General features: G+C 47.4%; 11 protein-coding genes. 7 read left to right on the top strand and 4 right to left on the bottom strand.

Annotation, left to right across the window (positions count from 1 at the left end; translation table 11 throughout):
* Positions 1-183: 183 nt before the first annotated feature.
* The 7 genes from QT984_RS13940 (at position 184) to QT984_RS13910 (ending at position 6,678) form a co-directional block, all read left to right on the top strand.
* Entirely contained in the window at positions 184-1,077 is an 894-nt protein-coding gene (locus QT984_RS13940) for a sugar ABC transporter permease (RefSeq protein ID WP_333056004.1), read from the top strand.
* 98 nt (positions 1,078-1,175) lie between these two features.
* A complete protein-coding gene (locus QT984_RS13935) occupies positions 1,176-2,039 on the top strand; it encodes a carbohydrate ABC transporter permease (protein ID WP_333374222.1) in 864 nt (287 codons plus the stop codon).
* A 174-nt stretch (positions 2,040-2,213) separates the two neighbouring features.
* A complete protein-coding gene (locus QT984_RS13930; RefSeq protein WP_333374239.1) occupies positions 2,214-3,296 on the top strand; it encodes an ABC transporter ATP-binding protein in 1,083 nt (360 codons plus the stop codon).
* Positions 3,297-3,629: 333 nt separating this feature from the next.
* Positions 3,630-3,977 carry a hypothetical protein gene (locus QT984_RS13925; protein ID WP_333056001.1) on the top strand — a complete coding sequence of 116 codons (348 nt, stop codon included), beginning with the start codon at positions 3,630-3,632 and terminating at the stop codon, positions 3,975-3,977.
* A gap of 795 nt (positions 3,978-4,772) precedes the next feature.
* Positions 4,773-4,976, top strand: a complete 204-nt coding sequence (locus QT984_RS13920) for a hypothetical protein (protein ID WP_333056000.1) — start codon at positions 4,773-4,775, stop codon at positions 4,974-4,976.
* A gap of 372 nt (positions 4,977-5,348) precedes the next feature.
* Positions 5,349-5,861 (top strand): hypothetical protein, encoded by a 513-nt coding sequence (locus QT984_RS13915; protein WP_333233439.1) that lies wholly within the window; start codon positions 5,349-5,351, stop codon positions 5,859-5,861.
* A gap of 28 nt (positions 5,862-5,889) precedes the next feature.
* Positions 5,890-6,678, top strand: coding sequence for a cobalt-precorrin-6A reductase (locus tag QT984_RS13910; protein ID WP_333374237.1), 789 nt, complete (start codon positions 5,890-5,892; stop codon positions 6,676-6,678).
* Between the two features lie 319 nt (positions 6,679-6,997).
* Here the strand turns inward: QT984_RS13910 and QT984_RS13905 are convergent, their stop codons facing one another.
* Genes QT984_RS13905 through hpsA form a run of 4 tightly spaced genes read right to left on the bottom strand, consistent with a single transcriptional unit; the run spans position 6,998 to position 14,483 of the window.
* Positions 6,998-7,579, bottom strand: coding sequence for a GspH/FimT family pseudopilin (locus QT984_RS13905; protein WP_333374220.1), 582 nt, complete (start codon positions 7,577-7,579; stop codon positions 6,998-7,000).
* A gap of 58 nt (positions 7,580-7,637) precedes the next feature.
* A complete protein-coding gene (gene hpsC / locus QT984_RS13900; protein ID WP_333374218.1) occupies positions 7,638-8,693 on the bottom strand; it encodes a hormogonium polysaccharide secretion pseudopilin HpsC in 1,056 nt (351 codons plus the stop codon).
* Between the two features lie 55 nt (positions 8,694-8,748).
* Positions 8,749-9,462 carry a hormogonium polysaccharide secretion pseudopilin HpsB gene (gene hpsB / locus QT984_RS13895; RefSeq protein ID WP_333374216.1) on the bottom strand — a complete coding sequence of 238 codons (714 nt, stop codon included), beginning with the start codon at positions 9,460-9,462 and terminating at the stop codon, positions 8,749-8,751.
* Between the two features lie 2 nt (positions 9,463-9,464).
* On the bottom strand, positions 9,465-14,483 hold the full coding sequence (hpsA, locus tag QT984_RS13890; protein ID WP_333374214.1) for a hormogonium polysaccharide biosynthesis protein HpsA: 5,019 nt from the start codon (positions 14,481-14,483) through the stop codon (positions 9,465-9,467).
* Between the last annotated feature and the right edge of the window lie 290 nt (positions 14,484-14,773).

Here is a 14,773-nt window from a genome sequence, read left to right as displayed (position 1 = left end):
TTCCACAAAGAGTTAGAAACAGGCAAGATGCCTGTTCCACAAAGAGTTAGAAACAGGCAAGATGCCTGTTCCACAAAGAGTTAGAAACAGGCAAGATGCCTGTTCCACAAACCAGTTAATTCAATTGTGGGGAGTAGGGGTTGGGCTTCTGGCCCGCCAAAAAATAAATTAAAGGTGAACAAGATGCAATTAGACAAGATGCGACAGCGCGAACAAAAAACCGGGTGGATATTAGTAGCACCAGCTTTGATAATTCTGATGCTAGTATTTGCTTACCCAATATTGCGGGCTTTTTGGCTGAGTTTATTCACCCAAAACCTCGGTACAGAATTAAAACTGGTTTTTTCCGGTTTTGCTAACTACAGTCGAATGTTAGGTGACGGGCGTTTCTGGCAAACTTTAGGCAACACCACTGTATTTACTGTCGCCTCTGTTGTGCTGGAATTAATTCTCGGTATGGGCATTGCCTTAGTCTTAAATCAATCCTTCCCAGGGCGCGGCATTGTTCGCACAATCTCCCTGCTACCTTGGGCGTTGCCCACTGCATTGATGGGAGTAGCTTGGGCGTGGATTTTTAATGACCAATACGGCGTAATTAACGACATTTTGAGGCGATTGGGATTGATTCAAAATAGCATTAGCTGGCTGGGAGATCCGACTTTGGCAATGATGGCAGTGATTACAGCGGATGTGTGGAAAACTACGCCCTTTGTCAGCTTGCTTTTGCTAGCGGGATTGCAATCAATTCCCGGTGATTTGTACGAAGCACACGCGATTGACGGCGCTAGTAGCTGGCAGAGTTTCCGTCAAGTTACTGTGCCCTTGCTGATGCCCCAAATTGTGATTGCTGTGCTGTTTCGATTTGCCCAATCTTTCGGCATTTTTGACTTGATTCAGGTGATGACGGGAGGGGGGCCGGCGGGGGCAACGGAGACGGTTTCTATCTACATTTACAGCACGGTAATGAGGTATTTAGACTTTGGGTATGGGGCGGCTTTGGTGGTGTGTACTTTTTTGATGTTAGTGGCAGCAGTTGCGATCGCCACTTATCTGTTATCGAGAGCCCGCATCAATTGATTTTAGATTTTAGATTTTAGATTTTAGATTTGAGGATTGTAGATTGTAGATTTTAGATTGCTGAACGGTTTAAATTTTTCCTTTCATTGGTATAAATTATGTCGATCGCCCGCGAACAACCTAGCAAAAAAACCTTTAACATCCGGCAATTAATCTTGCCAATCTCAGCGCTCTTAATTGTCGCCTATTTCCTCGCACCTATTATCTGGCAGGTGCTAACTTCTTTCAAAGTAAATGCAGATATTTCGGCGATTCCCAACGTCTACATTCCCAAACGAATTACTTTCGAGCATTACCTGTCGCTGTTCCAGCGCCGCCCGTTTGGACTTTACATTTTAAATAGCGCTTTTGTTTCCATTACTTCAACATTACTGTGTTTAGCAGTAGGCGCTCCTGCAGCTTACGCTTTAGCCCGGTTGCGGCTGTGGAGCGAGAAAATCATCCTGGCAACTGTGACGATTGTGACGCTATTTCCGGCGGTGCTGCTATTTTTGGGACTGCTGGAAATTGTCAAAGCTTTGGATTTAGGCAATAATTATTTAGCATTAATTATTCCTTACACTGCGATCAATCTGCCGCTGACAATTTTGGTGATGCGAAGTTTCTTTCAACAGTTGCCAAAAGATTTGGAAGATGCGGCTAAAGTTGACGGCTACAACACTTTTCAAATGCTGTGGCAAATCGTGCTACCGATGACATTTCCCGCGTTAGTCACAACGGGAATTTTGACGTTTATTTCAGCTTGGAACGAGTTTATTTTTGCACTGACATTTATGACTCGCGAATCTCTGAAAACTATTCCCGTCGCAACTGCTCAACTCAGCGGGGTGTCAGTCTTTGAGATTCCTTACGGCCCGATCGCCGCAGCTACTGTTTTGGGAACTTTGCCCTTGGTTTTGCTGGTTTTGGTGTTCCAGCGGCGCATTGTTCAGGGTTTAACAGCGGGGGCAGTAAAAGGATAAATCGATTTTAGATTTTAGATTTTAGATTTTAGATTGAACTGGTTCCTAGGCTGTGCCTGGGAACGAGTCAAACAACACAGTCAACAGTCAACAGTCAACAGTCAACAGTCAACAGTCAACAGTCAACAGTCAACAATCAACAGTCAACAGTCAACAGTCAACACTTTAAAAATCATGGCAAAATTGCAACTCAAAAACCTCAATAAAACCTACAGCCCTAAAGTTGTTCCCGTGAAAGACATTAGTTTGGATGTCAGCGAAGGGGAATTTCTGACGTTGCTGGGGCCTTCGGGGTGTGGTAAATCTACGACGCTGCGGTTAATTGCAGGGTTGGAACAGCCGACTAGAGGCGAGATTAGAATTGGCGATCGCGATGTCACTTATCTCAGACCGGGCGATCGGGATATTGCAATGGTTTTTCAAAGTTACGCGCTGTATCCGCACATGACAGTATACGAGAATATGGCGTCGAGCCTCAAACTTCGCAAAATCTCCTCCAGCGAAATCAATCGGTTAGTGACGGAAGTTGCAACATCCCTGGGATTGACGGAATTAATCGATCGCAAACCAGGAAAACTATCAGGCGGACAGCGGCAGCGAGTGGCCCTCGGCCGCGCTTTAGTGCGCCAACCGGAAGTATTTTTGCTCGACGAACCTTTGAGCAATCTCGACGCATTATTACGGGAAAAAGTTAGGGCCGAACTTAAACAATTGTTTTCCTCCCAAAAAGCTCCGGTAGTGTACGTAACTCACGACCAAACCGAAGCAATGACGCTTTCTACCAAAGTCGCAGTTCTCAACTGCGGCAACGTGCAGCAGCTCGATCCGCCACACTTAATTTATACTCGTCCGGCCAATCAGTTTGTAGCTGGTTTTGTGGGCAGCCCGCAAATGAATTTGCTCGTGCTTAAATGCCAGGGCAATTTTGCTAAGTTGGGGGAGTTTGGAGTTCCACTCCCAAATATGCCGACTGTGCCGCCAGAAATTGTGTTGGGAATTCGCCCCGAACACGTCGGCTTTGCAGATGCAGAGGCCGGCAAGATGTCGGCCCCAGAGGCAATTAAAGGTGAGGTTTTTTTAGTGGAAAACTTGGGAATGCAAAATTTAGTTAGCGTCCGAGTTAAAGGTTTGGAGTCTGTAACGGTGCGGGCTTTAGTGCCAAATGACCGCCACTGGAATTCCGAAATTGTAGAGCTGGTTTTTCCGTCTCAGTTGCTGCACTGGTTTGACGTGAAAACGGGCGATCGCTTGCAATAAGAATTCGCCCTGCATACCATGCTTGATTAAAAATTGTCTAACCATGTGTATAAAAATATTTTTTTTGCTTCTAACTAAGTTATGACTTTAGTTAGAGGTAGAACTATTTGGCTGCTGTTAACGTGATATTCATGTGTGAAAAAGCTAATTGGCTCACACATAGGTTGCGTGTTTACCAGATTTTATCGTTAACCTATAACTCTATTTAGGTGGTCGATCGCAAGTTAAAGCTAAGTTGGCTTTACCTCGCATTAGCTGCTAAATTTGGAGCGAGTCAATTAGATGAAAAAATGTTGAAAATTATCACCAATTAACTTCGGGAGTATTACTGAGATGAATTTGATTTCCACAGCCATTGCTCGCATCAGTTCCCTGCTTAAGGGTTTTCAAATCAAGAGTTTTTTGAGTGTTGTCCTAGTCGGTTTTCTGCTCCTAACAACAAATGTTGATTCGGGAAGCAGTAACAAAGGTTTTGGCGCGCAAGCCAGCTCAAAGTCTGAGCTCAACAATCCTGAAAGACCCCAAACAACACGGGAATGGAGGCAAGAAGCTCGCGAAACCTCAGACTCTCCAGGCGATCGAGTTCAGAAGATTGGGCAAGAGGCAGGAGCAGCCGTGAAAGAAATGGGGGAGATGTATCAAGACACTGCTAAGAGAAGTATCCGCGAATTAAAGGATTAGTAGCTCCCACTAAAAAAATATAACACTGAGAAACCTGATTGCTTTCGGGGCGCAGCCAAGAGTGCTCGCCCTTGCGAGTTTCTGAACACCTGAAAAGTTTGAGGTTTAAATAGGTTGAGCTAGTTAATACGGCAGACGCAATCAAGTAGGCGACCATACATAAACTAGAACAGATGCTCAAAAACCCAGTTTCTCAGGTGAAACTGGGTTTTTGAGTTGAAAGTCTTTTATGTTACAGCATATTCGCTGGTTCATAAAGTACATTAGGAATGAGAATTAAATAACTTCCACTCTTGAAAGTGGGATGGGCGTCCCGCCCATCCTTTTTGGACGGGCGGGACGCCCATCCCACAATAACAATTAAAATTGTAAGTTATTTAATTCGCGATCCTTAGCAGCTATATTGTGTGGTGTTAGTCCGTAGGGTGCGTCGCTCCTTCATATTTGATAAAGATTGCAGATTGACGGGTGTATCCGCACCTTACTCGCGTTTCTCTTCTTGTATGTACCGCATATACATGGAATATGCTGTATGTTGAGGGCGGGCTTTCCGGCCCAACCCCTACTCCCCACAAGAAGGAAAATTTATTGCCCCATGCAATTTAAATGCGTATTAGCTTAGCCTCGTTACTGGTTTAAATGCTCCACAGCTTATTGATGATATTATTTGTGGTAATCAAGGTCATATCCTCAAAGATACTTAGGGTGCGGGTGCAAGAAAAATCATAGTTTGTGGGTATCGATCGCAGACTGCAAAAAATCGCTATAAAAACCTGGCCGGGAGAAAACAAAAATATGATGAATGACGGCAACCAAAAAGCTGAAGCGCCTGAAACCGAGGATGCACAAAATTTGTCCGGCATGGCGAAAGCTTTTCTTGTGAACGTGGCTTGGTCTTACGCAGAGGCATTGGAGCTAATGAAACGATCGCGAAATCCACAGGAACCGGCGCCGGAATCTCCGACAGAACAAGTCGAAGCTGATACTGAAAAAAATTAATGAAAGACTATTAATGGGATGGATTTGCTAAACTATCTGGAGATGCGATCGATCGCAATAGTCAATTATAGCAATACTCGCATCAGTTTCAATAACTGGTTAACTTCCAAGCTCTGCCTGGGAAACGATGTAAGCGAGGCTCTGCCTCTGCCCAGACTAGGGAGGCTCTTCCTGCGGATATGCGTTACCAGGAAGAGCCTGGTAACGAGTAAAAGCCTGGTAACGAGTAAAAAGCTTTAGTTCGGGGATGACAACTGCGTTGTAGGTTTGAACCTCAACCTATATCTATCCATAAAAGGGATTTAAACTAAACAAAGTACGGTTTTACGGCTACAGTGTACAAAACAAATAACCAATTTTTAGATCTGTCTCATGTCTAATTCAAAAATGATTGGTAAAGCGATCGCAGGTAGCCTTTGCTTGGGCATCCTCATTAGCTTCAACGCCGCCCTCGGTTCAGCATCCGCAGCAACACCAACAATTGCCCAAGAAACAGCAGCCCCGGCCGCTAGCACCCTCGACCAGCAACTCCTAGGCCAATGGCAAGGCACTGTCGCCTCGGGTCAGTCTTTCACCTTCGTCTTTGCGCCAGAAGGCAAATTGTTTCTCATGGCTAAAGGCCCCGACGGAGCTGCCCGCGCCAAAGAAATGAGGTACAAAGTTAATCTCGGTGAAAAACCGATGCACATTGATGTCGGCCTCAGCAGCACAGAAACCGTTGAGACTGTTTTTGAGTTGACTCCCGAAGGTCAAATGCGGCTTCAGTTGCAAGGCACGAATCCCGGACAGGCGAGGCCTAATTCCTTAAACGAGCAGGCAACTGTGTTTAAAAAGGTCTCCGAGGCCACTGCACTGCCTCCTGACACTCAAGTCATCGGTTTTTAAGGAAAATTGCAGGCAGAAGTATAATTTGGTGAAAAAACGGTTGCTAATTTTGGGGGGGACGGGGGATGCTGCGGCACTGGCGGTGAGAGCGTCTCAAATTGCTGATATTGAGGTGGTTTCTTCGCTAGCAGGACGCACTCAACAGCCTTTTACCCCCAAAACGGGTACGGTGCGGATTGGGGGGTTTGGTGGGGCGGCTGGGCTGGCGGCGTTTTTGCGCGTTAGCTCGGCCCGCCCCTACGGGGACTACGCCAAGGGAGTCGATCGCCCGATCGACTTCTTAATCGATGCTACTCATCCGTTTGCGGCTCGGATTTCTGCTAATGCTGCTGTTGCGGCTGCTGAATGTAATGTGCCGTATTTGATGCTGGTGCGTCCTGCTTGGGAGAGGGTGGAGGGCGATCGCTGGATTGATGTTGCGGGCCACTCGGAGGCTGCAAGGGCTTTATTAGGGCTGTCTCAGCGGGTGTTTCTGACGATTGGTAGGCAGGAATTGGCTGCTTTTGCTGGTTTGGATGCTATTTGGTTTTTGATGCGGGCGATCGATCCTCCGGCACTCAATTCTCCTATTCCTAATGGTAAGTTGTTATTAGCAAGGGGGCCTTTTTCTTTGGAAGATGAGCGCCAATTACTATTAGAATATCAGATTGATACTATTGTTAGTAAAAACAGCGGGGGCGGTGCTACTTATGCGAAAATTGTGGCGGCTAGGGAACTGGGAATTCCGGTGGTGATGGTGCAGCGGCCACGGATTCCCGATGTTGAGCAGGTTGCTGATGTTGCAGGGGCGATCGCTTGGTTAGTTAAGCAGTTATGATATCAAATTCGTTAGCATCGGAATAGTAAATTCGAGTTGACTGTTGTCAGTGAACAGTCAACCGCCAACCGTCAACATCATTCCGGTGTTACCGGAAATGATATTAGTAGGGTTTCAAACATCGGCCAGGTTATGTCTTTGAGTAATAGTTGATTTCCGGGCTGGATGATTATTTGTTTTAGTTCTAGCTGCATTTTTTGACTGTTTTAAGAGGATTTGAAATATTAAATAATTTCAGTTAATAGATTTTAGCAATACCGAACTTATGCGGAATTGCTGTTAGAGATTAAATTTATTGAAAGCTATCATCGACAGCGAGTTAGTTGCATTCTGTTCCTTCAGCAGTTCTCATTCCTCCTATGAGAGTTTCTACCCTCGCGCACTGTCTGGCAGAGCTGTTAGGAGCATTAGCTGGAGCAACTGTGACCACAAACCCAGTTGTGGAGGGATTGCCTTGGTAGTCAAAAACGATCGAGTTTGGAGGCGTGGTAGGAGCAGGTGTATTAACGGTAAGCGCAATAGTGCCGGGTTTAATTTCGCCTCCACCATCTAACGTCTGTGTACTACCACCAGTAGCTAGTGGGGGGGTAAACGTAACTGTTGGGGGGTCTGTAGGATTAAATGTAACTGTGACAGTGCTCTTAGTTCGCCTTGCTTCGCTTTGTGCAAGTCGTAATGATTGGAAAACTCGATCGTTCACTGTGCGAACTCTTTGTCTGTTGATGAATCCCAGCCAGCTTGGAGCCGCGATCGAGCTGAATATACCTATGATTAACGCTATCACGAGCACTTCTAGAAGCGTGAATCCTCCATCATCTTTTCTGGATGCAGTTTTGTTGAAATTAGGGTTTGCTTTTGTTGCAGAAATCTGCAAAACTTTTAATAATATTGGGGTTTTCATTTTATTCTCCTGTTTTATATGCTAGTCGCGCTATTCGGCAATCAGTTTTAGACATCAGTTATCTTCCTCGCGCACCCAGACCTTGTACTTGCACGCTTGCTGTTGGGAAAAATGCCGATCTGTTGGGGTTGTAAGCAGTATCGTTGGGTTGAAGGCGGCGGAGGCTGTTTCCTCTTAGCGTCACTCTGGCTATGTTTTTAGATGTATCAACACAAGCGTAAAAGCTATTTGTTGGGTTGGCTATTATTAAAGTTGTTTCTGGGATTGGTGTTGCAGTTCTTTGGTCGATAGGATTACCAAGAGCAGTCTTGCATTCAGTGCCTGTGACTGCCGGCCCTGTACTGTGGTCGATGTAGTTAACCAATACTTGAGGATCGGGAAAATCGGTGCCTGTCGTCACATTTACCGTGGGCTTACTAAAGTCAAAACTTGTATTAAAAGCTCGATCTCGTCGTTGAGTGTCTTTTGTGTCAGTATCACTGTAGTAAGGATCTGCAGGATCTGGCGCGTCAGGGTTTCTAATCCCATCACTAATTTCATAGCGGGCAATACGGGTAGGACAAGTGCCTCCTGAAGGCTGACACCAAATAGAAGTAGAATCAGTTTCTTGGATCTGGTAGTAGGCAACTAATGATAGTACATAGGTGTCGTTGCATTTACCAGGGTTAGTATCGCAATCTTTTGGTTTTACCGTCTTAGCAACTTCTGGGTTAAAAGGAATAGAATTTTTCCTCGGTTGCTGCTTCCAAAATACGAGGATCGGAGTTCCATTAGGCGGAAGTTGAGATCTGATAGCCGGGATGCCTGTAGGGGTGGTGGTGGGAGTGCTGATAGTAGCGGGATTATTATCGTAAATATAAATAGCTTGACTCAAATCTTGGGAGATGAAATCAGCGGCGGCCTGAAGGTCTTGCTCGGTATTTGATTTGACTTGTTCTCTCCTGTCGGTATTCAGCATATCGACTACAAAACCGAGCATCGGCGTGATGATTAAAAACGCCATAATTGCTCCGACTAATAGCTCGACCAGAGTCATCCCATTTTCTGTTTGATCTGGCTCGGATCGGTTTCGTTGGTGCTGACTTTTTAGAAGCAACCTGAGTAAAGTTTTCATTTTGACTTTTCCTTTGTCAAATGGGGGGAGCGGTTTTAATCTAATAACAAGGAATTTAATTTGTACACTTTTGAGAATCACCTTGGAGGCGAGTGCACAACGATCCATAGGAGGAGGTCTCTCCTGTAGTAGGGGGAATTTGTGATTGCATTACCACCAAAGGCGCTTGAGGATTGCCCAGACCGGAATTAGCGACTGATTGCTGTGTAGTTGTCATCGGCTTTCCGGTAAACCCGTCGGCCCGGTAAACCCGCACAATCAGGTTATAGCCTGTGTCTGTGGGAATAGTGGTTCCTGTATTTGGGGGACGAACACCCTGAATATAAAAGTCTTTGCTGCTAGCACAACCTCCCCCATCCGTATCAACGCAGTACAAACCACTGGAGCTTGTAGGAGCAGCAGGAATAGGATTAGCATCGGCGGCAGGAAAACCTACTGGGCTTGTTGCATCATTAGGTCTGATCGCCCCCACTCTCAGAGCGTCAATGTAAGCTCTCCCCGCCATCGCAGCCAGTTCGATCCGCCGCGCTTGGACGCGAGTTGCTACTGAGTAGGCCATCACCGGGGCGATCGCGATCATCAGCACCGAAACTACAATCATCGCTACCAATGACTCGATAATCGTGTAGCCAGAATCTTGTGGCTTCAGTTTTTGGGCGCAACTGCCAGATTTACTCTCAGTCGGCTGGCTGCTGAATCCTGTTTCTGTCTTTGCTCCCTTGAATAACAAGGGTTGCGAGTAGCTGTTGTCTTTTAGTAGTTTATTCATGGTTAGGCACCTGCTTTAGATTTGCAGAATGAATCTGTTGGGCGCAAATTGCCAGTGACAGCTTTCGTTGTCCCGTCCTTATCAAGGAAAGCACACAACAATGTTTGTACCCACTCATCATTGCGAGGTACTTCCTGGAAATACTCATCCGGGGTGCGTTTTGTGGGAGGAGTCGTGAACTTTCGGGTAAACAAGTCGGGTGGCTGAGATAGTAAGCCCAAGTCATAACCCCAATTCCGAGCAGGAGGGGTGAAGAAGGGAAGGGCACCGGCGCCAGCATCTGTTCTGTATAAAGCTCTTGGAACACCGCCAGTGTAAGTGACTGCGGGTGGGGCTGGGCTCGGTGAGATTGGCGGTGAATCGAAAAGACTCCGCAATTTAGTACCTGAAGCTGTCTGCTGCGAAGCCGCCGGATCTAGAATCGGGATATAGGGCGCGGTGCTGTAAGCACTCCGGCCGAACTGAATAAAGGAACCCTGGATGTTTGTGGAAACTGCCCCGGAATTCCAGCTTTCCAAGAAGCGGGGCAAGTTTTGCAGGCCTCCGTTAAAGTCACCGACATTACCGAGCGATCGCGAAGGAGTATCGTTCGAGCCTACGACCATATTAAATGTTGTGTTTACAGCCGTCGTTATCCACCCGGTTGCCCTCACAATACCTGTACCTTCTGGCAAACTGGTCGATGAAGCAGCCGCTGGCGCCGCCGTCACAGTTTGGATCTGCAAAACCGGCATGAGTAGTGGTTGCCACTTTGTTCCTGGGACTAATTGTGGCAGATCTGCACCGCTCCCGTCCTTCCGCGCCGGGTTAAACACATAGGGAAATTTTTCTGAACCATAAGTCACTGTAGTACCGCCAGCCGTAGCAGTCGTCGCAAACCACAGAGAATTATCTGTTAAATTTGTGCCTGGCCCAGCAACAACTGTTGTGCCAGTAATCCCTAAAGGCGTTGGATTGTTGCTTGCATCTAGCACCAGATCATTTGCAGGGCGGTTTCTTTGAAAAGCAACTCGGCGGGGGAAGCGTTGATATTGGGGCGCTGGGGGAGCAGCAGTTGTTCCGGCTAGCCAATCGGCAGAGGACACACCCACATTTGCACGGATCTGAGTTTGCGGATTGACGAACCAGTCATCATCATCACAGGCAGAAACCGGGATTTTGTTACAAACTTCCATTAAATACTCGGGGAATTTCCCGCGTCGCTGCACTGGAGTGACGAAGTTGTTGAAGTAAGAACTGTTAACAGGATTGCTGTTGTTTGCGTAGTTTGCGTCTGTAACTGCTGTGCCTCCTGTGTTGACTAAATTGCCACTCGTAGCTTTGAATTCCCCGCTGGAAAGTCCGTTTGTCACAAAGTTGTTGCTGTAAAATCCTTGCTGTTTGCGAGGCATTACAGCAGCAGCACCGGCATTATTTCTCAGGTCAAAATCTCCCTCGTTGCGGAAGCCAAAACGGTAATTTTTTGAAAGCAGGGTGACAGCATCTGCCAGTATGTTGGCAGGACGCCAGGTGTCCCCGGTTGTACATTGACCACCTAATCTGGGGTCGCCTGGGCGACAGGCAAAGTTCTTATTGAGGTTGGCGGCTGTGCGATCGTAAAAGGCACTCCAATCACCCACGGCCTGAGTAAACTCTTCGCCGGAGTGAAGGTTAAATTCGTTTTTGATGTAAACGGGTAAATTAGATGCCAAAGTCAGCCCCTTTTCCATGACTACATCCGCCACAGTAGCGGAGGAACCAGGAAATCTGCCTAGCTCCTTACCATTCACCAGTAAAATTCCGTTGGGCTTGCGAGTAGGATCTAGTAGGGAATCTGTGGGGCTGACTGTTGCGCTACTACTTTCATCTATGCCACCTGCGGCAAGACCAGGGCGAGAACTGCGATCGGGCAGCGCATCGTCGCGAGTGGCATAAATAATCCCGCTGTTTGGTAGTAAATACTCGTCCGTTCCAAATTTAGTCCTTCGCAGTACATCGAGGTCTATCTGAGTGGCACGAATTTCTAAAGGTTGCCTTTCTTCTAAGGGCTGGTTGTAATTCCCTGTTAAGTTTGCTTTTTGGAGACCTGTGGTCGGGCTGCTCAGCGTAAAGGCTTCGTTAACGTTGGTAGCCGGATCATCACGATCGATCGCCTTGACTTCTCTGGCATTCAAAAATGCTACTTCTTGGATAGCCCCGTTAGGAATGAGTGTGGGAGCGGGTACGATCGAGCCGTCAAGTATCTGTATGGCGCAATTAGTCGAGTCGATCGCAGCTTTGTCTGCCAAATTGCGATCGGTGTCTGCTTTCACAAGAGCATCTCTCAACGGCTTATTAGCAAAGCGACCGTCGGGGAAGACTAAGTTAGCTTGCATATCTAAAGCAGCTTGTCCGCCAGTAAGCAAGCCTGTTGTGGCAGAAAGCGTTGAAGCGGCACCCGGTCGCGCTTTCGGGGGGCCGTAGGTGATGCCGTTGTTGGAGCCGATAAAGGTCTGCCGTGTTCCTAGCCCAGGTGCGCGTGTTGCGATATCTGGTGCGAGCGCTCCCTGGCCGCTGACATCGGGTAGGCTTCCCGTCGAAATGTTTCTCGCTGTGGAAGCGTTGCTAGGGTCGTAATAGCTGCTGACGCAGGCCAGCGGTTTGTCATTCAACTCTCCCTTGGCAGGGGGACTATCTTTATAGTGATAAACTACCGTCGCCCGCATCCGCAAATCGCCTTTGGCATATTTCCTAGCGGTGGTAGCCTGCTCAACAATACCTGGAAGTAGAGTAGTAGAGCCGACTGCTGGTGGGAGAGTGGCGCTGATATCGGTAGGACTAGACCAAGTTGGGTCCCAGCTAATCCAGTTACGGGCAACATTATCATATACTTCTGACCCCGGCCCCAGTGGTGACATCGGCATGGAGTCGGGCCAGACGACACGGTACTGCTCAGTGGCGGTCGTTGTTGGGTCGTCGTAAGTAGCAGTAGGGTCTAATACCCCGCCTTTGAGCGCACCACTCGCACTCAAAGGATCTATCCAGCTAGGCGGCGGCAGGAATGAATTAGTGCGATCGTAAACCCCTGCACCAGTAATGACGCGCAAACCGCCAACGCCATCCAAGGGATTTTTCGGGTTTTTTGCTGCTTCTTGTTCCCAAAAACCGTTGCGATCGGTCGCTCCTGCATCAGCGATCTTGGTCACCTGGGACGATCGAGTGCGCGGAAAATTAGGATCTGGGGGGTCGGTGTTATTCCACTTCCCTGCTATTTCTTCCGGCTTACTGGTAAATTGAGATTTGGTGGCGTCCCATCTCTTGGCTGGTAGGTTGTTGCCTACCACAACGCGATCGCCCAGAAATTGTTCTTCTTCAGGTTCTTTTGAGGGGTCTGTTGCTTCTAGCTGACCAACCGTTAGGTTGACTTTGGTGTCGGAATCATTGAGCAAACTCCATTTGTCTACCGGTCTTAGGGTCTCTCTGCTTTCTAGAATGGGTGGGGTTCCGGCTGGTGTTGACCACGGAAGACCGTACCCCGCCGTTGCGTTTCCTCCAAGTGGCACTTCCGCATAGGGAACCTTGCGGAGCATCTGCTTAAAATATTCTGTCAGCGCTTGTTTGCGATCTTGGCTTTGCAGTCGCTGTCGCACTGACAACGGATCGTTAGCCTCCGGGTTGGGACTGGCGGGGTCTCCCAACTGCGCTTCTACTAGCAAAGATAGGCGCTTTGTATAGGCTTCGTCATTGTAAAGAACATTCAATCTAGAATCGCTAGTTGATTCCGTACCCCCCTTAATTTCTAATTTTTTACTCAACATGAATGCGTTTTTTCCGCTCGTAGGGAGGCTACCTTGTTTAAAAAGGTGCACGTCCACTGCATTCTTAACCGTGTTGTTACCAGACCAACCATTTACTACATTACCAGCCACAACAATTTTGCTACCTTCTTGTTCGTAGAAACAAGAATCTGGGCTGCTGACCTGATACAGTTTTATGCTGTTAGGATCATTGAACCCTGTCACTAGCAAATTACTGTTTGTGAATATCCGCCCGTTTAGATTCAACGGAGGTCCCGGCGATATGTCTAGATCGTTTTCATAAACCACCGCGTTGTTGGGGATCGGAATCAGACTTTGGTCTTGCTGATATTCCAGGGCTGAAATGCTAGAAGTTCCTGTGAATGCTTGATACTTAGTAGGATCAGCAGCAGCAGCAACATCTGCTGCTGTCATCGGTACGTTAACTGTATAAACGAAAAAACTTTTTTTAAGTTTCCCGTCTATCCTGTACCAGCCTGAGTCCCCCGCTAAAGTAGCGACAGTACCTCCACCCTGTTCGCAACCAGCCTTAAGTTTCCTCTGCGGTGGCTTTCTTGCTTCCAACGGCTCTCTTTTTCTTAAGAAGTCGCCCAAAGTAGGACTTTTTTCAACGTCGTCCCTTGGGGGGGTGCGGAAGAATATGCCGTAGAGGGTAAAATTATCAAATTTGCCATCTCCATTTGTATCGACGGGATATCTCCAAGCAGTATTTATCGATTCATTTTTTTCTAAAATAAAGTCCTTATCGTTAACGGGAAGATCGGGAGTTATGCCACCGGTACCGTCTAAGTCATATTTAAGTCTCAGGCGTTCTTCGTCCCCAAAGGTATAATTATCAACTGTACTTCCAGGTGTAGTGGGGTTGGCGATCGGCAAGTACAAGTCTGCATCAGAAGGGGTACCCCGATTCTGGGTTTGCTCTAGCAAAAACTGAATTTTTGCCTTTGCCCGATCGATCGCGGGAGTGGCGGCCGCCAGCACCTGCTGGTTCACGCGCACGTTACGGGCCGTATTTGCCCGATCGAACGATCGCAGCGTAATCGCCACAGTCAGCAAAATCACTACCAGCAACACCATCGTCACCGTCGGCAGCACAAACCCCGCCACCGGCAGTCTCGCCCTCCGGCCCATAGCCATCAGGGTTTGCAGCATTGCTCTCATCAGCCGCTTAGCCCCGGATCTGGTAACACCAGCAATCCGCCGCAGCAGGGATACGATAATTTTGGATAATTTGCTCTTAAACATTGACGCCTTCCTGAATAATTTCAGAGATGGTATTGCTGGTAGTTACTGCTCGACAGTACAATCCCATCTTTATTGTTCCCATTTTCCACAACCTGCATATCAGCCTCTTGCACAAATTTAAATTTGTACCTTGGCTGAAAAATAAAACCCACAAACCCGCAACCAAAATCGCCGCCGATAATAATATATTTCCGCGAAAGATTTGCCCCGCAGGGATTAGATATTCCTAACTCCACTCTAATCTAGTTAAATTGAAATGTCAGGGGTCAATCGATTTTAGATTTTAGATT

This window comes from Microcoleus sp. Z1_B2, from assembly GCF_036700325.1.
Classification (GTDB): domain Bacteria; phylum Cyanobacteriota; class Cyanobacteriia; order Cyanobacteriales; family Microcoleaceae; genus Microcoleus.
Note: the sequence above shows the minus strand (reverse complement) of the source record. Positions and strands in the feature narration are given on the sequence as shown.